The following is a 23,972-nucleotide window of genomic DNA, read 5'->3' as shown; positions in this document are numbered from 1 at the left end:
AGGGCCGGCGTATCCGCATCTGACCACGTCACTCAGTGGTACTCGCACTCCAGTACGCCTGGCTGACCACGTTGGCGCCGCCGAGCCGCGCCACGATCCTGTCGAGCACGTCGCCGTCGACCGAGGTCGATACCAGCGCCGCCTCGATTTCCACATCCTGTTCGCCAAACGCGCGCACTTCCAGATCCTGCGTCGGGTACTGGGCCGTGTCCAGCGCTTCTTCCAGCAGCCGCATCGCGGTCTTCTGATAGTCGCGTGAAGTGATCACGTGCACGGTGTGCGTGACTTCCACCGCCGTGGTGTCCAGCGGTTGGCGGTTGATGCGATCCACCACAGGACGCAGCAGGGTATTGGCGGCCAGCACGAACAGCGCGCCGATGGCGGCTTCAACGATCATGTCGGCGCCCGCGCAGGCGCCTACCGCCGCCGAACACCAGAGCGTGGCCGCGGTATTGAGTCCGCGGACATTGCCTTCCTCGCGCATGATTACGCCGGCCCCCAGGAAGCCGATTCCCGATACCACATAGGCCACCACACGCACAGCGCCGTCGTGTCCGGCAATGTGATTGGCCATGTCGACGAAGATCGCCGCGCCCACGGCCACCAGCACATTGGTGCGCAGGCCGGCGGTGCGCTGGCGGTACTGTCTTTCAAAGCCGATCATGCCGCCCAGGATAAAGGCGGCAGTCAGGCTGATGGCGGTGTCGAGCAGCGATTGCGGATTGATGTTCTGCAGGGCTTCCAGGGACATGGGAGCATCCGGTCGGGCCAAGGTTGGCGCGATTGTGGCACAGCCACCATGCTTAGTTCCAGCTACCGGTAGCCAATGCCTGCGGTGATGCGCCGCCGGGGATGAAATCCCAGCGCAGCGGCAAGGCCCGATCGCGCCGTACGATCTGTTCGGGCATGAAGCGCCATAGCCGCTGGGCTCCGTCGAAGCGTGCAATCTCGGGCGAGTCGGTGATGACCTCGGCGCGGCCGCTCAGTTGCAGCAGGTCGCCAGTCGGGTAGCTCACGAACACCAGTCCAGCCACCGGGTTCACCATCAGGTTGCCAAGCGTATTGAAGAACGTATTGCCCGGAAAGTCGGGGATCGTCAGGCCCCCGTCGGGGTCCACACGCACGAAGCCGGGTTTGCCGCCCCGGTGCGATACATCGACCTGGCGCTGGCCGTCGGGCAAATCCACATACGACGCCACGAAGAACGAGTCCGCATGGCTGATCAGCGTGCGGGCACGCGTGTCCAGCTCGGTCAACGCCTGTGGCGCAACGTCATTGGGCGCGGCCGGATCGCGTGTGATCACGAAATCGCGCTTCTGGATGTACTGCGGGCAATTGCCGAAGCTCTGGCCCACCGACACCTGAAACTGCGCATTGCCGGTGCGATGGATCACGCCATTCATGCGGTTACGCCGCCGTGTAGCCGGCTCGATGCCCAGCAGACCGATGGCGGCGCCGTCGTCCATGCCGGGATCGGCGGGATCGTCGGCGTCGCGTACCGAGCTGACGTCGAGTGTATGGGGATCGGGAGAGTGCATGAAGCCCGGATGCCCCGCGCGCACGGTTGCCCATGGCCGCCCGTCGGGTGCCACGGTGCCGATCACGATGGAGGGCAACTGCGCAAAAAAGTCGCGATGCTGGTCGGGCATGTAGTCGCGCACGACGCGCGACCCGATTTCGCCGAGCCGCTCGTGCACGCCGGCACGCACCTGCAACATCAGTTCGCCTGCGTGCCAGGGCGTGCCTGGCAAGACTTCAACTTTCGGTGCTTGATGCGTGGTCATGACGGGCTCCTGTTGCCGGGGTCAGGCCGCGAGGCCAACCGGGGTTTGCTGGAACGGCACAAAGCCGGGCAGCGCTTCAATGCGTGCCAGCCAGTTGCGGATGTTCGGGTACTCGTCGAGGGCGACGAAGCCTTCCGGCGCGCGTGCGGTGTAGCTGTAGAGCGCTACATCGGCAATGGTCGGGTGATCGGCGGCGATCCAGTTCCGTGTGGCCAAGGCGCCTTCCATGCGCTTGAGCACCAGATGCGCACGCTCGATCGCCTCTTCACCGTTGACAGCAGCCTTGAATACCGTGACCAGGCGTGCGCGGGCCGGACCGAAGGCCAGATCGCCAGCGGCCACCGACAGCCAGCGTTGTACCGCGGCGGCTTCGGCCGGGCCTTCCGGCAGCCAGTCGGTGCGCCCCAGCTTCTTGCTCAGGTAGACCAGGATGGCGTTCGAGTCGCTCACCACGGTGTCGCCATCGACCAGTACCGGCACCTGTCCGAACGCGTTCAGTTCGAGAAATTCGGGCGTCTTGTGGGCACGGGCCAGCAGGTCCACGTCGATCAGCTCGGCCGGCTGGCTCAGCAGCGAAAGGAAAAGCCGGGCGCGGTGCGAGTGGCCCGAGAGCGGGTGGCCGTAGAGTTTCATGTTTGGGCTGTCCTTGGTCGATTGTTGCCGCATCCGGTGTAGATGCCGCCTGGAATCGACTATAGGTGGCCCATGACCCCAAAAAAACTAGCGCCAAAAGAAGGAACTCTTGTGAAATTCAGAAGAATCAGGGGGCTTGGTTCAGCGACGGGGTTGCCCGTAGCGTGTCGACGGCCAGGTCGATAAATGCGCGAACCTTGTGCTGGGCATGGCGCCCCTCACGGTGGATCACATGAATCGGCAGCGGCGAAGGTTCGAAATCATCCAGTACGATGCGCAGCCTGCCATCGCGCAGTTCGTCGGCAATCTGGTAGGACAGCACGCGTACCAGCCCGAAGCCGTCCACGGCCGCCGCAATGGCCGAGTCATTGGTGGTGGTCGCCATGCGCGGTGACAAACGGACGGGCAGGGGCTGGCCATCGTGCATGAAGCGCCATTCGGGCAGGGTGGAAATGCCGGTGGTCTGTATCACCGAGTGCTGGTCGATCCGGTCGGGTGACGTGGGCACGCCATGTCGAGCCAGATAGTCGGGCGCTGCACAGACCACGCGCCGCACATGGCCAACCGGGATGGCCTGCAACGAGGAGTTCGGCAAGTCGCCAATCCGCACGCCGACATCGATGCCCTCGTCGATGAAATTGACGACGCGGTCGATGAACAGGCAGTCGACATCGACCTCGGGGAAGCGCCGCAGGTATTCGACCACGACCGGCGTGACAAACCTGCGCCCGAAAAGGACCGAGGCGGTAATCGACAGGCGTCCGCGCGGGGCCGCATGCGCGCCGGTTGCGGCCAGTTCCGCATCGTCGATCTCCGCCAGGATGCGGCGGCAGTTCTCGTAGTAGGCCGTGCCGGTTGCGGTGGGCCTCACCACGCGCGTGGTGCGCGTGAGCAGCCGCACGCCCAGATGGGTTTCCAGGTCCGTCACCACGCGGCTCACCACACTCAGCGACAGGTCCAGCTTGCGCGCCGCCGGCGTGAAGCCGCCGCTTTCCACGACGGCCACGAAGGTTTTCATTGCCTGGAGTCTGTCCACGACACGCGTCCCCGATTGATCAATCCTGAACTTCTGATACCAATAGTTTCGTCAAATGCCGATATTGTCGTTGCAGTAGCCGCGACATAATCCGATCCCATCGATCACAGCGGATGCACGATGGAACCGTCACCGGTTGGCCGGATCGTCGCCATTGTTCAGGTCCCAGCAGGCAATGAACAGCGCGGCAATCAGCGGCCCGATTACAAAGCCGTTAAGCCCGAACAGTGCCATGCCACCGAGCGTGGAGATCAGCACGACGTAGTCGGGCATCTGCGTATCCTTGCCGACCAGGATCGGGCGCAGCACGTTGTCGACCATGCCGATGACCAGCACGCCGAATCCGATCAGTACGCAGCCCTTGAGTATCGAACCCGTCAGCAGGAAGTAGATCGCCACAGGCGACCAGATCAGTCCAGCGCCAACGGCCGGCAGCAACGACAGGAACGCCATCACCACGCCCCACAGCAACGCGCCCTGGATGCCGAGCACGGTGAAGATGCCGCCGCCCAACACCCCCTGCACGACCGCGACGGCGATATTGCCCTTGACCGTGGCGCGCACGACCGTGGTGAACTTCTGGATCAGGTGCTGCTTGTGGACCGCGCCAAGTGGAACGGCTACCCGTATGCGCCGCGACAACTGCGGGCCATCGCGCAACAGGAAGAACAGCAGGTACAGCATGATGCCGAAGCTGATCATGAACTGGGCCGTGTTCTGCCCGATGCTCAACGCGCGCGTGGCCACCAGTTGGCTGGCCTGCAGCGCACTGGCGCTGAGCTTGTCCTTGATGTCGGAGATGCTGGCCAGGTCCGCGCGTGCCATCATGTCGCGCACGAAAGGCGGCAGCGCATCGGCGGCGGACTGGAAGTAATGTCCAAAGTTGATCTGGCCCGACCGGATGCTGTCATAGAGGTTGACGCCTTCCCTGACCAGGGACATGGTGATCACGGTCATCGGCAGGATCACCAGCAACAGCACCAGCAGCAGCGTCAGCAGCGCGGCAATATTGCTGCGGCCCCGCAGCGTAGCCACGAGCCGCCGTTGCAATGGTGCAAAGAGGATGGCCAGCACGGCGCCCCAGAACACGGCGCCATAGAACGGCAACAGGATCCAGAAGAACGCAACGGTCACCAGTGCCAGCAACAGCAGGAACGTCTTGTGGTGCAGACCGGAAGGCTCGGTCATGGGCGGATTCCTCTTGGTCGGAAGGGGCAGGTGCCATTCTACGATGACCTTGCGAAATCACTATCCGACTCGGGAATCCGCCCTGAGGCTAGCTGGCAGGTTTCATCGCCGGTGCTGTCGGTAAGGCCGGCGTTGCGCTGTTTCGTGGTGACCGCATCTCTGCCATCAGGCTATCCCACATCAGCAGCAGACGGATGGCGCAGGGATAAAGCCGGATGGCGGCCGCGGTGGGTTGCATCGTGGTCGCTTCACGCGTGAACAGCGTGATCCCGAGCCGTTCCTCGACACGCCGGATGGCATAGAGGATGCACGCGGCGCGGATGCCGGAATGGCGCTCCGCCGCGATGGCGGATCGATGATGCATCAATAGCACGAACCTGCGCAGTTGATTGGTGTTGATATGGCGAAGCGGCAGGGCGGGCTGCAAGCTTTTTTGCGGCGGCCTTACTGGCAACGCAAAGGCCTGGCGACTGCGACGCGGCGCGCTTGCGGGCATCTCTGCCCCTGGCCGCGTATTGGGGTACCACATAATGACTGCTCGTAATGCAATTGAGCGCGCATTGTCGGGCGATTTGCAGTCGCGAGGCTTGTCCTTGCGCAAAGACACGAGGTTTCATGTGCGGCGCACGGCCGAAGGTTTCGTCGACACGACTCGTCGTTATACGATTGCCTTGCGCATAACGGCTCTATTTGGCCGCTGCCGCGCGGGCCGCCGTCAGGTTGGCGGCAATGCGCGTAGCGGTTTGAGAGTCGGGTGGCAACAGCTTGTAAAGGTGTTCCCAGTAGCCTACTGCCTGTGCGGTATCGCCGCGCTCGGCGGCCGCACTGGCGGCGAGGGCCAGCCCCTTGGGGTCGTCTGGATCCGCCGCCAGCGCAGCGCGAATCTGGTCCATCGCCGGTCCTTCAAGAGATCCGCCGTTGATGCTGGCGAGCACGTCGGCATAATCCGAGCGCAGCGATGCGACATCGGGAGCCAGCGCCACCGCTTTGGCATAGGCGGCAGCGGCATCGTCAAAGCGCTCGAGCACCGTGTACGAGCGCGCCAGCATGACCCAGCCGCTGGCATCCTGCGGATTGGCCTGCAGGCGTCGCGCCAACTGGTCCACCATGGCATCGATTTGTGCAATGTCCGGCGTATGGGCGTCGCCTGACAGGCTATGCGCATCGGACTGCCGCATCATCGCCGCAGGTGTGCCGAGATAAAGATAAAGCATGGCCGCCGCAGGCGGCAGTACGACGCAAAGCGTAGCGGTTGTCCACCGCGAACGCGAGTATGTCACCACCGGTTTGCTCCCCTCTTCCGCACGCGGGAGAGGGGCCGGGGGAGAGGGCAAGCGCTTCAACCTGCGCCAGAGATATCCAATCACCCCCACCAGCAACACAAACGGCCCCAGCCAAAGCAACCATGTAGACGGCTTGAACGGCGGGTCGTACAGCACGAAATCGCCATAGCGCTGTACCAGGAAATCCTTGATCGCATCATCGCTCGCGCCTTGGGCCACCTGCGCGCGAATCTGGCGGCGCAGATCGACGGCAAGCTCCGCATTCGAATCGGCCAGCGTCTGGTTCTGGCAAACCAGGCAGCGTAATTGCTGCGCCAATCCATGCACGCGCGCGTCGAGTTCCGTGTCTGACAAGGCAGGACCCGCATTGGCATGCAGCGCCAGGATGGCGACCAGCATCGGCAGCAAGTACCTAGGCATGGCCATCACCACCACAATCACCTTGCCCCAGTTGCCTGAGCAACGGTTTGATGCGCTGCTCGATCACGTCTGGCGTTACCGGGCCCACCTGACGGTAACGCACCACGCCTTGTGCGTCGATGATGTACGTTTCCGGCACCCCATAGACACCGAAATCGATACCCACCCGGCCGTCAGTATCCACCAGCGATTGCACATAGGGATCGCCCATTTGCTGCAGCCATGCCTGCGCGGCCGGGGCGGAGTCCTTGTAGTTCAGGCCGTAGAGCGGCACGGCCGAGCCTGCCGCGAAGTCGACCAGTACCGGATGCTCGGTGCGGCAGGCTGTACACCATGAGGCCCAGACGTTGAGAATCCAGACCTTGCCGAGCAGGTCCGAGCGCCGCATGGTCTGGCCCTGTGCGTTCAATACCGGTAATGAAAACTGTGGTGCCGGCTTGCCGACCAGTGCCGACGGCAGTTCGCGCGGGTCGTGGCGCAGGCCCGCGCCAAGTGCCACGACCATCGCCATGAAGATCGCCAAGGGCAGCAGATAGCGGGTCATGGTTGGGGCTCCTCGCCGCCGCGCAGGGCCAGCCCCGGAACATGCGCTGGCTCGCCGAGCGGTGCTTGCTGCTCCACAGCCCGATGCCGCAGCCGGTAGCGCCGGTCGCATGCCGCAATCAGTCCGCCAAGTGCCATCAGCGCGCAGCCGCCCCAGATCCATTTTACGAACGGTTTTACGTAGATCCGCACGGCCCAGGAATGCTCGCCGGCCGCCTCGCCTATGGCAACGTACAGGTCGCGTGTAAAGCCGGTGTCGATAGCCGCCTCGGTGGTAGGCATGTCCTGGCTGCGATAGATGCGCCGCTCCGTTACCAGCGTTGTAACCAGCCGGTGGTTGCGGCGCACCGTCATGACGCCTCGCAAGGCTTCGTAGTTCGGGCCCATGGCCGGCGTTACGCCGTCGAAACGGAATGTGTAGCCGTCGACGGTGACTGCCTCGCCGGGCCGCATTGGCAACTCGCGCATGGTTTCCTGGCTGTTGACCAACGTTACGCCGATGATAAACACACCGACGCCGGCATGCGCCAACAGCATGCCGCAGTAACCTGCGGGTAGTCTGCGCAGCGCTTCACGCCAGCCGCACTGATGCCTGAGCTTGCCCGCCAGGCTTACGGCCACGCCGGCCAGGCACCACGCGGCCAGTGTCAGGCCCAGTCCGGTCAATGCCGAGCGGTTGCGCAACACCAGCAGCAAGCCGATACCGATCACTATCGCGGCTACGGCCGCCCAGCGCAGGCGCCTGGCCATCGGCGGCAGATCGCCGCGCCGCCAGCGCGCCAGCGGCGCTGCACCCATCAGCAGCACCGCGGGCGCCATCAATGGCACGAACACCTGCTCGAAGTAGGCCGGTCCCACCGACACTTTGCCCAGGTCCAGCACATCGAGCAGCAACGGATAGAGCGTGCCGAGCAGTACAGCCGAAGCGGCTACGGCCAGCAGCACATTGTTGGCCAGCAGGAACGATTCGCGCGAGGCCAGGTTGAAATCGGTGCGGCGCGTCAGTTGCGGTGCGCGCCAGGCAAATACCGCCAGCGCCAGACCGGTAACCAGCCCCAGCAAGGCCAGGATAAAGATGCCACGCCGTGGGTCCACCGCGAATGCATGTACCGAGGTCAGTACGCCCGAGCGCACCAGAAAGGTACCGAGCAGGCTCAGCGAGAATGTGAAGATGGCCAGCAGTGCTGTCCAGGCACGGAATGCGCCGCGTTTCTCGGTGACCGCCAGCGAATGGATCAGCGCGGTGCCGGCCAGCCAGGGCATGAACGACGCATTTTCCACCGGATCCCAGAACCACCAGCCGCCCCAGCCAAGCTCGTAGTAGGCCCACATGCTGCCGAGCGCAATCCCGATGGTCAGGAACACCCAGGCCAGGATGGTCCATGGCCGGGACCAGCGTGCCCACGCGGCATCGAGCCGTCCTTCCAGCAACGCCGCCAACGCAAATGCGAAGGCTACCGCAAAGCCGACATAGCCCATGTAGAGGAAGGGCGGATGAAACACCATGCCGGGGTCCTGCAGCAACGGATTCAGGTCGCGGCCTTCCATCGCGCGTGGCAGCAGGCGAATGAACGGGTTCGAGGCAAACAGCAGGAACAGCAGCAGTCCGCTGCTGATGGCCCCCATCACGCCGAGCACGCGCGCCACGAACGCCAGCGGCAGGTTTCGGCTGAACACCGCGACGGCCAGCGACCAGCATGCCAGCATCAGCGTCCACAGCAGCATCGATCCTTCATGTCCGCCCCACACTGCGGCCATGCGATAGACCAGCGGCAGGGCGCTGTTGGAATTTGCGGCGACATAGCGCACGCTGAAGTCGTTGTCGATGAAGGCCACGGTCAGTGACAACCACGCCGCCAGCACCAGCAGCCATTGCAGCACGGCCGCCGGTCGTGCCAGTGCCATCCAGGGTACGAAGCCGCGTGGTGCGCCGGCCAGTGGCAGCACGCCCTGGACCAGCGCGGCCAGTAGCGCGCAGATCAGTGCGAAGTGTCCCAGTTCGACGCTCATCGCTGCACCTTCGGGCTGGTTGCGTTGTCGTTGGCGGCGCGCTTGAGTGCCTCGGCCGCTTCAGGCGGCATATAGTTCTCGTCGTGCTTGGCCAGCACTTCACTGGCCCTGAACGTGCCGCTGGCGTCGAGCGTGCCCCGTGCCACCACACCTTTGCCTTCGCGGAACAGGTCGGGCAGGAATCCGCTGTACACCACGGGCACCTCGTGCCGTGTGTCGGTAACCACGAAACGGATGGTCAACGAGTCTGCCTCGCGGCGTATCGAGCCGGGCACCACCAGGCCACCCAGCCGGAACGCACGCGCCGTTGGCGCTTCGCTGGCGGCGATCTGGCTTGGGCTGAAGAAGAACACCAGGTTCGAACGAAAGGCATTGAGCACGAGCGTAAGCGCCACGCCGCCGCATACCAGTGCGGCGAGCAGCAAGCCGAGCCGGCGCTGGCGTGGTGTCATCGATCGTCTTCCGTTGCAACGGGACGGCGACGCCGTCTGGCGAGCCAGAGCAGTTCGATGGCGACCAGTACGAACGCCATGCCGAACGCACCGGCAATATAGGCTGCGTGCCCGCTCATGATGCGGTCTCCCGGATCTCGCCACGCTCGCGCAGGATGCAACGCACGCGCACCAATGCCACGGCTATCGTGTACATCCAGCACGCCAGCGTCATGGCCAGCATGCCGGCCAGCATGGTATGCGCCATGGTGGGTGCGGCGGTCAGGCTGACCGAGGCGCCCTGGTGCAAGGTGTTCCACCATTGCACCGAGAAATAGATCACGGGGATATTGACGACCCCTACCAGCGCAAGCACGGCGCAGGCCCGTTCCGCGCGACGTGGTTCGTCGATGGCCGATTCGAGTGCGATAAAGCCCAGGTACAGGAACAGCAGGATCAGCTCGGACGTCAGCCGCGCATCCCAGACCCACCACGTGCCCCAGGTCGGCTTGCCCCACAGCGCGCCGCTCCACAGCGCGATGAAGGTGAACATCGCACCGGTCGGTGCCAGCGCCGAAGCCATCATCGCCGACAGCCGCGTACGTAGCACCAGCGCCAACCCACAGTAGCCGGCCATCACCAGATAGATGAACATCGACATCCATGCAGCCGGTACATGGATAAAGATGATGCGGTAGACCTCACCCTGCTGCGCATCGGTCGGCGCCACTCCAAAGCCGAGCCACAGTCCCACGGCAAGCCATAGTGCCGCGAACGCAAAGAACCATGGCGCCAGTCGGCCGGCCAACGGATAGAACCTGGCGGGCGCCGCGAATTGCGTCAGCCGACCGCGCAGCGCTGGGGATGAGCGGGAGCGGGCTTCGGGTAGCAGAACGGGTTGGGTCATCGTGCTCACTCCATCGCAATGCGCAGGCCTGCTGCCGTGGCGAGCGGGCAGAGCAGCAGGGCAAGCGCCAGGCAGGCGCCCAGCAGCGAGAAATGCGGCATTACGTCGAGGCCGGCATCGGCGGCGGCGCCCGCACTTGCGCCAAAAACCAGGACTGGAATCGACAGCGGCAGCACCAGAACGCACAGCAGCACGGCACCGCCGCGCACCCCCAGCGTCAACGCGGCGCCCACCGAACCGATCAGGCTTAGCACGGGTGTGCCTAACAGCAGCGACACCGAGAGCAGCAACGTCGCACTTCCGGGCAGCGAGTACTGCTGGGCCAGCAACGGGGTCAGTACCAGCAGCGGCAGGCCGCTGGTCAGCCAGTGGGCACAGATCTTGCCAAGTACCAGCAAGGCGAGCGGATGCGGCGACAGCAGCAACTGGTCTAGCGTGCCGTCGGCATACTCCTGCGTGAACAGTCGCGATAGCGACAGCATCGAGGCTAGTAGTGCCGCCACCCACAGGATGCCCGGCGCCAACGCACGCAATTGCTGCGGTTCGGGGCCAATCGCCAGGGGAAACAGGCTGGAGACGATCACGAAGAACACCACGCTGGCCAGCAGGCTGCTGCGGCGGCGCCAGGCGATCGACAGGTCATGCGCGACGATGGAGAACGTCGCGGATAACGTTGAGGAAATTGCGCCGCTCATGCGGGCCACCTGTTCGACGTCTTGGTGGCGGGCGCGAGTTCAAGTACCGCGCCGGGCACCGGTAGCAACTGATGCGTGGCAATGACCGCCATGCCACCAGCGGCCAGATGCGCGTCGAGCAGCGTACCAAAGCGGTCGGCCGCCTGGTGATCGAGCGATGTCAGCGGTTCGTCGAGCAACCATAGCGCATGCCGCGAAACGGCCAGGCGCGCCAGCGCCACGCGGCGGCGCTGGCCTTGCGACAACGCGCGCACCGGGACGCCGGCCACCGCATCGAGTCCGACCACAGTCAGCGCATGACGGATCGTTGCCGCGTCGGGTCGCAGGCCTGCCATGCGCGCGGCAAAGTGAAGATTTTCAGTGGCGTCGAGATCGGCATCGATACCGTTGGTGTGGCCAATATAGGCAAGGTTGGCCAGGTACCCGGCGTCGCCGGTACGCACCGGCCGACCATGCCAGCACAGTTGTCCATCAGCCGGTTGCAGCAGGCTCGCCAGCACACGCAGCAGGCTGGTCTTGCCCGCGCCATTGGCACCGGTGACCTGCATCAGCGCACCTGGGGCGAGCGACAGGCTGATGTCGCGAAAGATCGCCCGGCCCATGCGCCGGACGGTCAGGTGGCTGGCCTCCAGCACCGCGCCCGTCATGGCGTCATTGCTCCTCGGCCTTGCCGATGTCGGGCAGATGATGCGCGATGCCCTTGTGGCAATCGATACAGGTCTTTTCCTTGTTGGCCAGATAGGTCGAATGCATGGCCTGCGCGCGCGGACTTTGCCGCGTAAAGTCCATCGACTGATAGTCGTGGCAGTTGCGGCATTCCAGTGAATCGTTGGCCTTGAAGCGCGCCCATTCGTGCTGGGCCAGCACCAGCCGATGCTCCTGGAATTTCTCGCGCGTGTTCACGGTACCGAAGATCTTGGCCCAGACCTCCTTCGACGCCTGCATCTTGCGGGCCATCTTGTCGGTCCAGTTGTGCGGCACGTGGCAATCGGAGCATTTGGCGCGCACGCCGCTACGGTTGGTGAAGTGGATCGTGCCCTGCAATTCCTGGTACACGTTGTCGCGCATTTCGTGGCAGCCGGTACAGAACTTCTCGGTATTGGTCAGTTCCAGTGCCGTATTGAAAGCTCCCCAGAACAGCACGCCGGCAATGAAGCCGCCCAGCGTCAGGAAGCCCAGGCTGAAATACGCACTGGGCCGATTGATCGTGCGCCAGTAGCGCTTGATGAGATCCCAGAGTCTGCGCTTCATCGCTGGCCCCGCTGCTATTTGGCACTGCTCTTGGTGCTGCTGCCCTTGCCACTGTTGCCACTGCTGGCACCCTTGCTGCCGCTGCGCTTGAGCATGGTCTCGACGTCGACAAAGGTGTTGCCCACCAGTGGCTTGGTATCGGCCTGCGGCACGTGGCACTGAACACAAAAATAACGCCGTGGCGAGACTTCGGCCAGCACGTTGTTGTCACGGTCCATGTAGTGCGTGATGCTGACCGGAATTGCGCCGGTTTCCTCGGTACGGGTACGCGCGTGACAGAACATGCAGCGGTTGAAGTCCTTATCCAGCTGGTAGCCGTCGATCTTGTGCGGGATGGTCGGTGGCTGCATCGTGTAGTTGCGCGTGCGACGGATATCCTTGTTCTCGGTCGGATACAGCAGCGGCGCCTTGGACTCGTCGGCCACCGGTGTCGGTCCGCGCATGGCATCAACCAGTCCTTGCGCGCCAGCCGGCGCGACGAACAGCGTGAACGTCGCAACCAGGATCCAGACACTGAAAGCCAGCAGGATTTTCCAGGATCGGCTCGGCTTCATGGCGTCTCCTTCTATACCTTGACGATCTTGACCGCGCACTTCTTGAAGTCGGTCTGCAACGAGATCGGGCAGGTGGCATCGAGCGTCACCTTGTTGATCAGCTGGCTGGCATCGAACCATGGCACGAAGACCAGCCCGGGCGGCGGGGTGTCACGTCCGCGTGTCTCGATGCGCGTGCGCATGCGGCCCCGCCGCGACACCACCTCCACTTCCACGCCACGCCGCAAGCCCATCTTCCTGGCGTCTTCGGGATGCATGAAGCAGACCGCGTTGGGGAACGCCCGATACAGTTCGGGAACGCGCCGCGTCATCGAACCGGAATGCCAGTGTTCAAGCACGCGTCCGGTGGCCAGCCAGAACGGATATTCCTTGTCCGGAGACTCCGCGGGAGGCTCGTAGGGCAGCGCGAAGATCACGGCCTTGCCATCCGCATTGCCGTAGAACTGGAAGCCGGTGCCGGCCTTTACATATGGATCGCTGCCCTCGCGATAGCGCCACAGCGTTTCCTTGCCATTGACCACTGGCCAGCGCAGGCCACGCGCCTCGTGGTAGGCATCGAACGGTGCGAGGTCGTGCCCGTGCCCGCGGCCGAAGCTTGCGTATTCCTCGAACAGCCCTTTCTGCACATAGAAGCCAAAGACCTTGGCTTCGGCATTGTTGTATTCGGTGCTGGCTTCCTTGATCGGAAACTTGTCGACGTTGCCATTGCGATACAGCACATCGAACAGCGTCTTGCCGCGCAGTTCGGGCTTCTTCGCAATCAGGTCGGCCGGCCAGACATCCTCGACCTTGAAGCGTTTCGAGAACTCCATCAGTTGCCACAGGTCGGAGCGTGCCTCGCCAGGAGCATCGACCAACTGATGCCAGAACTGCGTGCGGCGCTCGGCGTTGCCGTAGGCGCCTTCCTTCTCCACCCACATGGCGCTGGGCAGGATCAGGTCGGCCGACAGCGCCGTTACCGTGGGATAGACATCCGACACCACGATGAAGTTGTCCGGGTTGCGGTAACCGGGCAAGCCCTCCTGCATCATGTTGGCGGCGGCCTGCATGTTGTTGTTGACCTGCACCCAGTAGGCGTTGAGCTTGCCGTCCTTGAGCATGCGGTTCTGCAGCACCGCGTGGTAGCCAACCTTGTCGGGGATGGTGCCGGCCGGAAGCTTCCAGATCCGCTCCGCTTCTTCGCGGTGCTTGGGGTTGGTGACCACCATGTCCGCCGGCAGCCGGTGCGAGAAAGTGCCAACTTCACGCGCAGTGCCACATGCCGAGGGCTGGCCAGTCAGCGAGAACGGACTGTTGCCGGGCGTGGCGATCTTGCCGGTCAACAGGTGCACGTTGTAGACCATGTTGTTGACCCACGTGCCGCGCGTGTGCTGGTTGAAGCCCATGGTCCACAACGACATCACCTTGACGTTGGGGTCGGCATAGAGTTCGGCCAGTTTCTCCAGCTTGTCTTTCGGCACGCCCGACAGCTTGCTGACATAGTTCGCGTCGTATTTCGAGACGAACTTCGCGAACTCGTCGAACGTGATCGGCTTTGCATCGGTAGGGTTGCCGGCATTCTTGGCCGCCTTCTGCAACGGATTGTCGGGGCGCAGGCCGTAGCCGATATCGGTCACCCCCTCCTTGAATACCGTGTGCTTGTTGACGAAATCCTTGTTGACGCGGTTGGTGCGGATGATGTGGTTGGCGATGTAGTTCAGCATTGCCAGGTCGGTCTGCGGCGTGAAGATGATCGGCAGGTCGGCCAGGTCGAATGAGCGGTGCGTGAAGGTCGACAGCACGGCCACCCGGGTCTTCGGGTGGCTCAGGCGGCGGTCGGTGATGCGGGTCCACAGGATCGGATGCATCTCGGCCATGTTCGAGCCCCACAGCACGAACGCGTCGGCATTCTCGAAGTCGTCATAGCAGCCCATCGGTTCGTCCATGCCGAACGTGCGCATGAACCCCGTGACGGCCGACGCCATGCAATGCCGGGCATTGGGGTCGATATTGTTGCTGCGGAACCCGGCCTTCATGAGCTTGGACGCCGCGTAGCCTTCCCAGATGGTCCATTGGCCCGAGCCGAACATGCCTACGGCGGTAGGGCCCTTTTCCTTGAGCACGCGCTTGAACTGCTGCTCCATTTCGTCGAACGCACGTTCCCAGCTGACCGGGGCAAAGTCGCCGTTCTTGTCGTACTTGCCATTCTTCATGCGCAGCAACGGCTTGGTGAGCCGGTCCTGCCCATACATGATTTTCGAGAGAAAGTAGCCCTTTACACAGTTCAGGCCCTTGTTGACCTCGCACTGCGGATCGCCCTGGGTGGCCACCACCTTGTTCTCACGTACCGCGACCGTCACACCGCAGCCCGTGCCGCAGAAGCGGCAGGGCGCTTTCGACCATTTCAGTTTGGTGACTTCGCTATCTGTAACGAAATTGGCAGAACCGGCCGGCAGCGGCACACCCGCCACCGATGCAGTGGCTGCGATGGCGGTCTGCTTGATGAATTCACGACGCGTGACTGACATCGGAGATCTCCTCGTACATCGCTGCGGCGTCTTCGTTGTGCTGATAGACCAGCGTGGCGGATATCACGCCTTCGAGCTGATGCAGGCAGGTGAGTTGGGCCACGATGGCGTGCGAGGTGGGGGCTTCCACCGTGACGACGAGCTTGCCGGCGTCGCTGATTGCATGGATCTCGGTGCCGGTCATGGCCGCGATGGCATTGCGGACCCGCTCCAGGCTGGCCGGATGGGCGTACACCATGATGCCCGCGATATGCCACTCGTCGTCCGAAGCGACGGGCACGATGGGGATCGGAGGTCTGGCGGGCATGTGGATACCCCTTGATGGGACTGCTCTTGCAGGGTTGCAGTGTTTCAGTCTTTTTTTAATTGGCCTTTGGGCCAAGGTGCTGCCATGACACGGCGAATAAAGCGATAGAGCGGATCAAGCGGAGGAGGTCAATGGGTAGGCGGTCCGCTGATCAACTGGCTCATCCACACGATGAAGCCATAGCCGGCCACGATGATGACGGACAGGACCGGCACCATCACGGCGGTCAGAAACAGGAAGCTGCGCAGTTCTTCCTTCTTGCGCTGTGCGTCATGAACGCTGCCCGATTCCATATTCCCCTCGGCTTATGAACAGGCCTGCCGGACTATGCGCCGGTTATGCGTAAGTCATTAAAGGAACCGCAATCGCAGGTGTCAAGTCATGCACTCAGACAGGAATGCTGACAGGTTGGGCACTGACCGGACGGCGATCCGGCGTGGGAGGGGGATTGGTCGACGACCGGGAATGTCATCACGCCGCGATGTAAATTTCTTTGAACTCGGCTTGAATAATTTGGAAAGACTGGCCGTCGACCTTTTTGTGTTGAGTTGTGCGCATCATGCCGCGCACGTTGATTACGAATCCAGCTTGATACCGGATTGGCTGACCAGTCCCTGCCAGACCTGCTGGTCGCGCTTTAGCAAGGCGGAAAATTCGGGCGCCGTCGAGCCGCGCGGCAGCATGCCGCTGTCGACCAGCATCTTCGACCCGGCCGGCGACTTTACGATTGCTGCAATCTCGCCGGACAGCCGTTGCACCATTGGCGCCGACATCCTTGCCGGTGCCAGCATGCCGATCCAGCCGATCGATTCGAATCCGGTAAAACCAGCTTCGGCAAACGTGGGTACGTTGGGCAGCGACGGTACACGCTGCGACCCTAGCGTGGCCAGTACCTTGATGCGGCCGGCATCGCCGTAGGTCTTGGCCATCACCGTGGACACGAAGCTCGCCGGCAACTGCTTCGCCAGCAGGTCGCCAATGGCGGGCGCATCGCCTTTATAGGCCGCGTGCACGATATTGACGTTGGCCTTGCGCTTGAGCAGCTCACCATACAGGTGACCGGTGGACCCGACCCCCAGGCTGCCATACGCCGAACCGGGGTTCTTGCGCGCCCATTCGACGTATTCCGCCAGTGTTTTTGCGGGCGTGGCATCGCTGGCTACGAATACCTGCGCGGCATCGGCTACCAGCGAGAGCGGTTCAAAGTCGGTCAGCGGGTTGTACAGGGGCTGCGGCTGGATCAGTGGGCTCTGGATCAGCGCGGTATTGGTGAACAGCAACGTGCGGCCATCGGGTGCGGCGCTTGCCACCGCCGCGGCGCCAATCATGCCGGCCGCGCCGGGCCGGTTGTCGACCACCACGCTGGTCTTCAGCGCCGCACCAAGCTTGTCGGCAATAAAGCGCGTAATGGCATCGGTCGAGCCCCCTGGCGGGTAGGGCAGTACGATGCGGATCGGGCCTGCTGCCGTGCCCGTAGCCGGAGCCCCTTGGGCCAGCGCATGACGGTTCAACGCAAGACCGCCCAACGAGGCCGCGGACAGTTTCAGAAGGCTGCGTCGCTTTGAATCCATATCGTGTCTCCTGGTTGTCGTTCCGGTGTTCCGGAATCGCATTTGTCATTTGTCATTTGTCGTTCGTCATCAGTCGGTGCTGGCGTCCGGCTCGAACTGCTTCTGCAACTCCACCTTCCTGACCTTGCCGGTGGCGGTCATCGGCAATGCCGCTACCACGCGGATCTCCGGCACCTTGTAGCTGGCCATGTGCTCGCGGCACCAGGCCAGCAGGTCCTGCGATGAGGTGCCCTCGTGTTCGGGACGAAGTCGGATAAAGGCCACGGGGACCTGGCCCTTCTCGGTGTCGGGGCGCGCGACTACCGCCGAGCCGAGCACGGCGGGATGGCGTCCGAGCAGGACTTCGAGTTCCGATGGAAACACGCTCATGCCGCGCACCTTGATCATTTCCTTGCGGCGCCCAAGGAAGTGCAGGTAGCCGTGTTCGTCGTACGCGCCAATATCGCCGGTGTGGAACCAGCCGTCGCGCAGCGCTTCGGCCGTGGCATCGGGGCGGCCCCAGTAGCCCTTGAGCAGCGACGGCGTCTTGACCACGATCTCGCCTTCCTCGCCGATCGGCAGCAACTCACCGGTCTCGAAACTGCAGATCCGGATGCGCGTGCCCGGCACGGGCAGGCCAACGAAGATCGGTCGCCCGTGCAGGTCCATGTCGTCGGCCTGCATGCCGACCGTGAAGGTGTCGCTGGTGTGCGTCTCCGTCATGCCCCATGCACCTTCTGCCAGGATACCGCCGGTCAGCGCCTGCCATTGCCGGCGCAGGTCCACGGTGAGCTTGCGGATAAACGACGCTACACGGGTATGTTGCAGCGAGCGCAGGTCGTAGCGTTGCTGGTCAGGGTGCTGTAGTAGCTCGACCACGCTATCGACCACCATGAACGTGCGGTTGACGCGATAGCGGTCCACGGCCGCCATCACGGCCACCGGGTCCCAACGCGCCAGCAGCACCAGCGTGGCCCCGCTGAAAACCGGGTAGACGAGGCCAAGGTTCTCACCTGCGATCCAGAACATCGGCAGGAAATTCAGCATCACGTCGGAAGATGGCCTTGCCGGTGCCAGATCCGCGGCGCTGCTGCTGACCGCCAGCGATGCCGCCGCGGTGTAGATCATGTCGCGCTGGGTATGCATGCAGCCCTTGGGCATGCCGGTGGTGCCGCCGGTGTAGTTCAGCGCGGCCAATGCATCGAGATCGATCCGCACATCGCGGACGTTGCCGGTGCAGAGTCGAATCGCGGGCATCAGGTCGATCGTGCCCGGATACTCGATCGGAGATGCGTCGAGTCCCGCAGGGATGGGCAGCGTGGGATGTGCGGGCAGGAACTCGCCAGCCGAGGTACGGAACACCGTCTCCACGCGCGTCTGCGACTTCACGCTCATGAGCAGTGGCACCAGCGTGTCGAGCGCGATTACCGTGGTGGCGCCGGCATCGTTGAGCTCATAGACAAGTTCGTGTTCCTTGAATAGCGGATTCACGGGGACATAGACGGCACCGAGCTTAAGGATCGCGTAGAACACGATATGAAACTGTGGACAGTTGCCGAGCAATACCGCCACGCGCTCGCCGGGTCCGATGCCATGGCCGCGCAGCAGTTCGGCGCAACGCTCGCTCAGGTCGTCGAGCTCGGCGTAGCTGATCTCGGTGCCGTAGTAGACCAGTGCCGGTCGTTCGGGCTGGATGCGAGCCCATGCGCGCAGCGATTCGCCAAGGCTGACTTCGCCGTGCGGATAGTGCGGCGCGGTGGGCACGCCGGCAGGCCAGATGCGCCGATGCCGCGCATCAAGATCAGCGAAGAATGCAGTGTCTTCCATCGTGTCTCCAGGCGACGTACATCTTTTCTTCTGGAAACAATGTACGGTGCCTGCGACAACATGCCAGCAACGTTGCCACAAGTTTCATGGCAATCATGCATCGGCTCTATATCTGGAAAGATCGCCGCCTAGCCTTGTGCGATTCGTTGCGCTGCAGCGATAAAGTGCTGGACGTGCCGGTCGTCGGTGTCCTGCGGGGTTGCCAGCGCAATGCCGATGCGCGTGGCCGGGCGCGGGCTCGACAGGCGCAGGAAGCGTACGCGCCGATTGGTATAGCGCGCGGTAACGCCCGGTACCAGTGCCACACCGAGGCCACTTTCGACCAGACTCACGATGGTTTGCACCTGTACGGCTTCCTGCGTGATACGCGGCACGAAACCGGCTTGCTGGCACAGCAGCATGGCTACGGCCCGGAGGTTGGGCACGTCGGCCGCCGGATGCATGATGAACGGTTCATTGGCCAGCGCCTTGAGTGCGATGGTGTCACGTGCCGCGAAGCGGCTTTCGGCAGGCACGGCGGCTACGAAGCTGTCCGATTCGAGCGGCAGCAACTGGAATGGGCCGCTGTTCAGGATTGGAAAGCGGACCAGGCCGGCGTCGAGTTGACCGCGCTCGATCCGGTCCAGGATCGCCGCGGAGGTCGATTCATGCAGGATCAGTTCGATCCCGGGGTGCGCGCTGCGGAATGCCGGAATCAGGCGCGGCAGCAACGCATAGGTGGCCGAACCGACAAAACCGATGCGCAGCGCGCCGCGTTCGCCGTGAGCGGCGGACTGTGCGGCGGCGCGGGCCTGTCCGACATGGAACAGTGCCCGCCGTGCATCGGCCAGGGCGGCCTCGCCGGCCTGGGTCAGCCGCACACCGCGCGTCGTGCGGATAAACAATGGCGTGCCCAATGACTCTTCGAGCTTGCGAATCGAGATCGACAGCGGCGGTTGCGCCATGTGCAGCCGTTCGGCGGCACGGTGGAAGTTGCCGGTCTCGGCAAGCACAACGAATTGCTGGAGTTGGCGCAAGTCCATAGTGATATTCAATCGATATCAGTTCCTAAAAATCTAATATTAGACGCATCGGGCGTGGTGCACTACGCTGTTTCCCCATGAGAAGCCATCAGGCGTCAAAGGAGACCCCGAGTGCTGCCCCTGTCCGGTATCCGTGTCATTGACCTGTCGACCGTCGTGATGGGCCCCTATGCCAGCCAGTGGCTGGCGGACCTGGGCGCCGAGGTCATCAAGGTGGAAACCCCGGAGGGCGATTCCACGCGCCGTACCGGCCCTTCGACCGAAGACGGCATGTCGGCCATTTTCCTGGGCGTGAACCGCAGCAAGAAAAGCGTGGTGCTGAACCTCAAGCAGCCTGCCGCGCAGGTTGCGCTGCATCGGCTGCTGGACACCGCCGACGTGTTCCTGCACAGCATGCGGCCGCAGAAGCTGGGCAAACTCGACCTGGACCCGGCCAGCGTGATGGCGCGCCATCCGCAACTGATCTACGTGAGCCTGCTCGGGTTTGCCGAGGATGGCCCCTATGGCGGGCGCCCGGCCTACGACGACATCATCCAGGGGTTGTGCGGCAATGCGGCGCTGATGGCCGCGCAGACCGGCACCGTGCGCTATTTCCCGACGATCTCTGCGGACAAGACCAGCGGGCTGGTGGCCGCGCTGTCGATCTCGGCCGCGCTGGCTGGCCGCGAACGCCAGGGCGGAAAGGGTGGTTTGGTCGAAGTGCCGATGTTCGAATCGATGGTGGCGTTCAATATGGTCGAGCACCTGTACGGGCAGCATTTCGAACCGCCGCGCGCCACGGCTGGCTACCCGCGCGTGCTGGCGCCGTTGCGCCGGCCCTACCAGACCGCGGACGGCTATGTCTGCATGATGCCGTACACCGATGCGCACTGGCGCGACTTCTTCCAGGCCGCAGGCCGGCATGACCTGGCCGGCGATGCACGCTTTACCGATATTGCCGCTCGCACACGCCATATCGAGACGCTTTATGAAATCACTGGCGAACTGGTGCGCGAGCGCAAGACCGATGAGTGGCTTGCGCTATGCGAAACCCTGCAGATTCCGGTGGCCCGCGTGAATGGTCTCGACGAACTGGTAGATGACCCGCATCTGCGCGCAACCGGATTCTTCGATCAGGTCAACGATCCCGCCATGGGCACGTTGCGGTTTCCCGGGGCGCCGGTGCGCTTTGGCGGCGAACGTGCCCATGCCGCCGTGCCGCCACGGCTCGGCGAGCATACGCGCGAAGTACTTAGCAGCATCGGCCTCAGCGACGACGAGATCGCGGCGCTGGGCTGAGTTCCAACTCGATACCACGGAGACGACATGACCGATACACGGCCGCAACGGCTCGGGCAGGGCTTCTACTGGCAGGACATCCAGGAAGGGCAGGTATTCGATACGTTCCGGCGCACGGTAACCGAGACCGACCTGGTCAACTTTATCTCGGTGACGGGCATGCTCGAGGCGATCTTTATCGAGGAAGGGTATGAGGCGGGCGCCATCAAGGGGCGACCCGTGCCGGCCGCGCTGACGTATTCGTTGATCGAAGGTTTTATCCTGCAGACCATGATCCAGGGTACCGGGCTGGCCATGCTCGAACTGACGCAGAAGATCCTTGGGCCGGTGCTGGTGGGCGACACGATCCATGCACGGATCACGGTGACCGGTATCCGTCCCACATCGAAAAGCGGGCGCGCGGTGGTGGATTCGTCGATCGAAGTCTTCAACCAGCGTAACGAGACCGTGATGACCTATACAGCGCGTCGGTTGCTGGCGGGCAAGTCTGTCTAGTTTGAACTGCTGGCCCTCTCCCCCGGCCCCTCTCCCGCACGCGGGAGAGGGGAGCAGGTGGTAGTCATTCCGGCCACGACGCCTATCGAGGAGTCGACCTTGCGTTCCCTGTTCGGCACTTTCGCATTGACCACCTTGCCGCCCGAGGCTGCGGCGTTCCGGCGCGAGGTCAAGGCATTTCTCCACGATCATCTTCCCGCGCTGCCGCCCGATGCACGTGCGCGTTCGTGGATGGGATTCGACGCGGAATTCAGCCGTGCGCTGGCGCAACGCGGCTGGGTCGGCATCACGTTGCCCGTACGGTATGGTGGCGCAGGGCTGGATGCCTTCGCGCGTTTCGTGCTGGTGGAAGAGTTGCTGGCATGTGGCGCTCCCGTGTCGGCGCACTGGATTGCGGACCGGCAAAGTGGTCCGCTGATCCTGCGCTACGGCAACGACGCGCAGCGCGCGTTCTATCTGCCGCGCATCTGCCGCGGAGAAGCGTTCTTCTGCATCGGCATGAGCGAGCCCAACTCAGGTTCGGACCTGGCCAGCGTGACCACGCGCGCCAGGCCGCAGCCTGACGGCGGATGGCGGCTCAACGGCCGCAAGATCTGGACCACCAATGCCGATCGTTGCCATTTCATGCTGGCGCTGGTGCGCACCTCCGGCGAGACCGGTGATCGGCAGGAGGGCTTGTCGCAGGTGATCGTCGACCTGTCGGCCCCAGGCGTCACGGTGCGTCCGATTCGCGATCTGGCCGGCGATGCGCATTTCTCGGAGGTCAGCTTCGAAGACGTCTGGTTGCCGGCCGACGCATTGATTGGTCAGGAAGGTGCCGGCTGGGAGCAGGTCAACGCGGAACTGGCATTCGAGCGCAGCGGGCCGGAGCGCCTGTATTCGAGTGTGGTGCTGCTCGATACCTGGATTGCCGCGCTACGTCGGCTGCCTGCCGTGCAACGGGATACCGTGACGATCGGCCGGATCGTCGGGCGCCTTGCCGTACTGCGCGCGATGTCGCTGGCGGTAACTGCCCGGCTGGCGGCGGGCGAAAGTCCGCTGGTGGAGGCCGCGCTGGTCAAGGATCTGGGCACCGAACTCGAGCAATCGATCGGCGCGTTGGCCGAGGCCGCGCTCGGTGACGATGCCGCTCTGGCCGCGGATGCGGACCTGTATCGGACCGTGGCCTATGTCAGCCAGATATCGCCAACGTATTCGCTGCGCGGTGGCACGCGCGAGATCCTGCGCGGGATGATTGCGCGTGGGCTGGGCTTGCGCTGACGGGAGACTGCAATTGGAAAACATCTATTCGGATGCGTTGGAAGCGGTGCTGCGCGACCATTGCACACCGGCGATTGTGCGTGAACTGGAGCGCGGTGCGGATGCCGCCGTGCTGTGGAAACCCCTGCAGGAAAGCGGCTTCGTTGACAGCCTGTTGCCCGATATGGGGCTGGGGTTGTCCGAGGTGCTGCCCATGCTTCTGACGATGGGCTATTACACGTTGCCAGTGCCGCTGGCACAGTCAATGTTTGCGCGTGCCGTACTGCACGCGGCAGGCATTGCGCCGCCCGTCGAGCCGATTGCGCTGGCAGGCTTCGATGGGCAGCCGCGCACGCATGTTGCGGATGGCGCCACGGCGACCTGGTTCCTGGTGCAGCAGGGCGGCGATGCGGGTCTGGTGCATCGCGACGCGGCTGACATTGCGCCAACGGGCATCCACAGCGATCTCACGGTCAGTCTGGCTTGCACGCCTGTGTCGATGTTTGCATTGCCTGCCGGTACGCTGCGCACGATTGGGGCGGCCTTGCACGCGGCACAGATGGCCGGTGCGATGGCACGTGTCTTCGACCTGACGCTGCAATATGCCAATGACCGCGAGCAGTTTGGCCGCCATATCGGCAAGTTCCAGGCAATCCAGCATCAGATCAGTGTCATGGCCGAGCACGTGGCAGCCGCGCGCATGGCCGCGCAGATCGCCTGTTGCGCGCAAGGTTGGCAGCCCGCTCGCTTGCACGCGGCCATCGGCAAGTTCAATGCGTCCGAAGCGGTGACGCCGGTCACATCGATCGCCCACGCCGTGCATGGCGCAATCGGCATTACCGGGGAATACGATCTGCAGTGCTACACAAGGCGTCTGCACGCATGGCGCATGGCCGACGGGTCCGAGCGGTACTGGGCACGCGAGATCGGCATGACGGCGTGCGAGTCGGAAGGCGGTGCGGTGGATCTGATTCGTGGATGGTGTGGCGAGGTCGTGTAAGAGTTGATTATG

The 23,972-nt window shown here is 63.5% G+C and carries 26 protein-coding genes; 4 read left to right on the top strand and 22 right to left on the bottom strand.

Going from position 1 to position 23,972, the window contains the following annotated elements; genetic code table 11:
• Positions 1–28 precede the first annotated feature (28 nt).
• From ACO550_RS12995 to ACO550_RS12890, 22 genes are all read right to left on the bottom strand, one after another.
• Entirely contained in the window at positions 29–751 is a 723-nt protein-coding gene (locus tag ACO550_RS12995) for an MgtC/SapB family protein (RefSeq protein WP_315591957.1), read from the bottom strand.
• A gap of 52 nt (positions 752–803) precedes the next feature.
• Positions 804–1,784 carry a pyridoxamine 5'-phosphate oxidase family protein gene (locus ACO550_RS12990; protein ID WP_315591958.1) on the bottom strand — a complete coding sequence of 327 codons (981 nt, stop codon included), beginning with the start codon at positions 1,782–1,784 and terminating at the stop codon, positions 804–806.
• A gap of 21 nt (positions 1,785–1,805) precedes the next feature.
• Positions 1,806–2,417, bottom strand: coding sequence for a glutathione S-transferase N-terminal domain-containing protein (locus tag ACO550_RS12985; RefSeq protein WP_315591959.1), 612 nt, complete (start codon positions 2,415–2,417; stop codon positions 1,806–1,808).
• 127 nt (positions 2,418–2,544) lie between these two features.
• Positions 2,545–3,453, bottom strand: coding sequence for a LysR family transcriptional regulator (locus ACO550_RS12980; protein WP_315591960.1), 909 nt, complete (start codon positions 3,451–3,453; stop codon positions 2,545–2,547).
• 129 nt (positions 3,454–3,582) lie between these two features.
• Positions 3,583–4,641: an AI-2E family transporter gene (locus ACO550_RS12975; RefSeq protein ID WP_315591961.1), complete on the bottom strand. Its 1,059-nt coding sequence runs from the start codon at positions 4,639–4,641 to the stop codon at positions 3,583–3,585.
• Positions 4,642–4,729: 88 nt separating this feature from the next.
• Entirely contained in the window at positions 4,730–5,248 is a 519-nt protein-coding gene (locus ACO550_RS12970) for a LysR family transcriptional regulator (protein WP_315591962.1), read from the bottom strand.
• A 79-nt stretch (positions 5,249–5,327) separates the two neighbouring features.
• The gene (locus ACO550_RS12965) at positions 5,328–6,344 is read right to left on the bottom strand and encodes a cytochrome c-type biogenesis protein CcmH (RefSeq protein WP_485994866.1); all 1,017 of its coding nucleotides are present in this window, start codon (positions 6,342–6,344) and stop codon (positions 5,328–5,330) included.
• Positions 6,337–6,888, bottom strand: a complete 552-nt coding sequence (locus ACO550_RS12960; protein WP_315591963.1) for a DsbE family thiol:disulfide interchange protein — start codon at positions 6,886–6,888, stop codon at positions 6,337–6,339. Before ACO550_RS12960 ends, ACO550_RS12965 begins: the two co-directional genes overlap by 8 nt.
• The gene (locus tag ACO550_RS12955) at positions 6,885–8,897 is read right to left on the bottom strand and encodes a heme lyase CcmF/NrfE family subunit (RefSeq protein ID WP_315591964.1); all 2,013 of its coding nucleotides are present in this window, start codon (positions 8,895–8,897) and stop codon (positions 6,885–6,887) included. The genes ACO550_RS12960 and ACO550_RS12955 overlap by 4 nt, the downstream gene beginning before the upstream one ends.
• On the bottom strand, positions 8,894–9,349 hold the full coding sequence (gene ccmE, locus ACO550_RS12950; protein ID WP_315591965.1) for a cytochrome c maturation protein CcmE: 456 nt from the start codon (positions 9,347–9,349) through the stop codon (positions 8,894–8,896). Before ccmE ends, ACO550_RS12955 begins: the two co-directional genes overlap by 4 nt.
• Positions 9,346–9,468, bottom strand: a complete 123-nt coding sequence (ccmD, locus tag ACO550_RS12945) for a heme exporter protein CcmD (protein WP_315591966.1) — start codon at positions 9,466–9,468, stop codon at positions 9,346–9,348. Before ccmD ends, ccmE begins: the two co-directional genes overlap by 4 nt.
• On the bottom strand, positions 9,465–10,235 hold the full coding sequence (locus ACO550_RS12940) for a heme ABC transporter permease CcmC (RefSeq protein ID WP_315591967.1): 771 nt from the start codon (positions 10,233–10,235) through the stop codon (positions 9,465–9,467). Before ACO550_RS12940 ends, ccmD begins: the two co-directional genes overlap by 4 nt.
• 5 nt (positions 10,236–10,240) lie before the next feature.
• Positions 10,241–10,930, bottom strand: a complete 690-nt coding sequence (ccmB, locus tag ACO550_RS12935) for a heme exporter protein CcmB (RefSeq protein WP_315591968.1) — start codon at positions 10,928–10,930, stop codon at positions 10,241–10,243.
• Positions 10,927–11,577 carry a cytochrome c biogenesis heme-transporting ATPase CcmA gene (gene ccmA / locus ACO550_RS12930; protein WP_315591969.1) on the bottom strand — a complete coding sequence of 217 codons (651 nt, stop codon included), beginning with the start codon at positions 11,575–11,577 and terminating at the stop codon, positions 10,927–10,929. Before ccmA ends, ccmB begins: the two co-directional genes overlap by 4 nt.
• Before the next feature lie 4 nt (positions 11,578–11,581).
• A complete protein-coding gene (locus ACO550_RS12925; RefSeq protein WP_315591970.1) occupies positions 11,582–12,181 on the bottom strand; it encodes a NapC/NirT family cytochrome c in 600 nt (199 codons plus the stop codon).
• Positions 12,182–12,195: 14 nt separating this feature from the next.
• A complete protein-coding gene (locus tag ACO550_RS12920) occupies positions 12,196–12,735 on the bottom strand; it encodes a nitrate reductase cytochrome c-type subunit (RefSeq protein ID WP_315591971.1) in 540 nt (179 codons plus the stop codon).
• A gap of 11 nt (positions 12,736–12,746) precedes the next feature.
• Positions 12,747–15,242 carry a periplasmic nitrate reductase subunit alpha gene (gene napA / locus ACO550_RS12915; protein ID WP_315591972.1) on the bottom strand — a complete coding sequence of 832 codons (2,496 nt, stop codon included), beginning with the start codon at positions 15,240–15,242 and terminating at the stop codon, positions 12,747–12,749.
• Positions 15,223–15,549, bottom strand: coding sequence for a chaperone NapD (locus ACO550_RS12910; RefSeq protein ID WP_315591973.1), 327 nt, complete (start codon positions 15,547–15,549; stop codon positions 15,223–15,225). The genes napA and ACO550_RS12910 overlap by 20 nt, the downstream gene beginning before the upstream one ends.
• 128 nt (positions 15,550–15,677) lie before the next feature.
• Entirely contained in the window at positions 15,678–15,842 is a 165-nt protein-coding gene (gene napE / locus ACO550_RS12905) for a periplasmic nitrate reductase, NapE protein (protein ID WP_315591974.1), read from the bottom strand.
• 282 nt (positions 15,843–16,124) lie between these two features.
• Entirely contained in the window at positions 16,125–17,120 is a 996-nt protein-coding gene (locus ACO550_RS12900) for a tripartite tricarboxylate transporter substrate-binding protein (protein WP_315591975.1), read from the bottom strand.
• Between the two features lie 69 nt (positions 17,121–17,189).
• Positions 17,190–18,926 (bottom strand): AMP-binding protein, encoded by a 1,737-nt coding sequence (locus tag ACO550_RS12895; RefSeq protein ID WP_315591976.1) that lies wholly within the window; start codon positions 18,924–18,926, stop codon positions 17,190–17,192.
• A gap of 128 nt (positions 18,927–19,054) precedes the next feature.
• Entirely contained in the window at positions 19,055–19,948 is an 894-nt protein-coding gene (locus ACO550_RS12890; protein WP_315592106.1) for a LysR substrate-binding domain-containing protein, read from the bottom strand.
• Positions 19,949–20,059: 111 nt separating this feature from the next.
• On the opposite strand from ACO550_RS12890, the gene ACO550_RS12885 reads away from it, so the two are divergent.
• The 4 genes from ACO550_RS12885 to ACO550_RS12870 all read left to right on the top strand — a co-directional run bounded on the left by ACO550_RS12885 (position 20,060) and on the right by ACO550_RS12870 (position 23,960).
• On the top strand, positions 20,060–21,226 hold the full coding sequence (locus ACO550_RS12885; protein WP_315591977.1) for a CoA transferase: 1,167 nt from the start codon (positions 20,060–20,062) through the stop codon (positions 21,224–21,226).
• A gap of 27 nt (positions 21,227–21,253) precedes the next feature.
• Positions 21,254–21,721 (top strand): MaoC family dehydratase, encoded by a 468-nt coding sequence (locus ACO550_RS12880; protein WP_315591978.1) that lies wholly within the window; start codon positions 21,254–21,256, stop codon positions 21,719–21,721.
• A 99-nt stretch (positions 21,722–21,820) separates the two neighbouring features.
• A complete protein-coding gene (locus ACO550_RS12875; RefSeq protein WP_315591979.1) occupies positions 21,821–22,981 on the top strand; it encodes an acyl-CoA dehydrogenase family protein in 1,161 nt (386 codons plus the stop codon).
• Between the two features lie 13 nt (positions 22,982–22,994).
• Entirely contained in the window at positions 22,995–23,960 is a 966-nt protein-coding gene (locus tag ACO550_RS12870) for an acyl-CoA dehydrogenase family protein (protein WP_315591980.1), read from the top strand.
• Positions 23,961–23,972 lie beyond the last annotated feature (12 nt).

It is taken from the genome of Cupriavidus sp., from assembly GCF_057315035.1.
The sequence above is the reverse complement of the archived record's forward strand: the minus strand, read 5'-3'. Positions and strand labels throughout refer to the sequence as shown.

Bases quoted from the DNA above. Each gene is read 5' to 3' on its own strand.
- ACO550_RS12995 (WP_315591957.1), bottom strand. From the start codon at position 751: ATGTCCCTGGAAGCCCTGCAGAACATCAATCCGCAATCGCTGCTCGAC.
- ACO550_RS12990 (WP_315591958.1), bottom strand. From the start codon at position 1,784: ATGACCACGCATCAAGCACCGAAAGTTGAAGTCTTGCCAGGCACGCCC.
- ACO550_RS12985 (WP_315591959.1), bottom strand. From the start codon at position 2,417: ATGAAACTCTACGGCCACCCGCTCTCGGGCCACTCGCACCGCGCCCGG.
- ACO550_RS12975 (WP_315591961.1), bottom strand. From the start codon at position 4,641: ATGACCGAGCCTTCCGGTCTGCACCACAAGACGTTCCTGCTGTTGCTG.
- ACO550_RS12965 (WP_485994866.1), bottom strand. From the start codon at position 6,344: ATGCCTAGGTACTTGCTGCCGATGCTGGTCGCCATCCTGGCGCTGCAT.
- ACO550_RS12960 (WP_315591963.1), bottom strand. From the start codon at position 6,888: ATGACCCGCTATCTGCTGCCCTTGGCGATCTTCATGGCGATGGTCGTG.
- ACO550_RS12955 (WP_315591964.1), bottom strand. From the start codon at position 8,897: ATGAGCGTCGAACTGGGACACTTCGCACTGATCTGCGCGCTACTGGCC.
- ccmE (WP_315591965.1), bottom strand. From the start codon at position 9,349: ATGACACCACGCCAGCGCCGGCTCGGCTTGCTGCTCGCCGCACTGGTA.
- ccmD (WP_315591966.1), bottom strand. From the start codon at position 9,468: ATGAGCGGGCACGCAGCCTATATTGCCGGTGCGTTCGGCATGGCGTTC.
- ACO550_RS12940 (WP_315591967.1), bottom strand. From the start codon at position 10,235: ATGACCCAACCCGTTCTGCTACCCGAAGCCCGCTCCCGCTCATCCCCA.
- ccmB (WP_315591968.1), bottom strand. From the start codon at position 10,930: ATGAGCGGCGCAATTTCCTCAACGTTATCCGCGACGTTCTCCATCGTC.
- ccmA (WP_315591969.1), bottom strand. From the start codon at position 11,577: ATGACGGGCGCGGTGCTGGAGGCCAGCCACCTGACCGTCCGGCGCATG.
- ACO550_RS12925 (WP_315591970.1), bottom strand. From the start codon at position 12,181: ATGAAGCGCAGACTCTGGGATCTCATCAAGCGCTACTGGCGCACGATC.
- ACO550_RS12920 (WP_315591971.1), bottom strand. From the start codon at position 12,735: ATGAAGCCGAGCCGATCCTGGAAAATCCTGCTGGCTTTCAGTGTCTGG.
- napA (WP_315591972.1), bottom strand. From the start codon at position 15,242: ATGTCAGTCACGCGTCGTGAATTCATCAAGCAGACCGCCATCGCAGCC.
- ACO550_RS12910 (WP_315591973.1), bottom strand. From the start codon at position 15,549: ATGCCCGCCAGACCTCCGATCCCCATCGTGCCCGTCGCTTCGGACGAC.
- napE (WP_315591974.1), bottom strand. From the start codon at position 15,842: ATGGAATCGGGCAGCGTTCATGACGCACAGCGCAAGAAGGAAGAACTG.
- ACO550_RS12900 (WP_315591975.1), bottom strand. From the start codon at position 17,120: ATGGATTCAAAGCGACGCAGCCTTCTGAAACTGTCCGCGGCCTCGTTG.
- ACO550_RS12895 (WP_315591976.1), bottom strand. From the start codon at position 18,926: ATGGAAGACACTGCATTCTTCGCTGATCTTGATGCGCGGCATCGGCGC.
- ACO550_RS12890 (WP_315592106.1), bottom strand. From the start codon at position 19,948: ATGGACTTGCGCCAACTCCAGCAATTCGTTGTGCTTGCCGAGACCGGC.
- ACO550_RS12880 (WP_315591978.1), top strand. From the start codon at position 21,254: ATGACCGATACACGGCCGCAACGGCTCGGGCAGGGCTTCTACTGGCAG.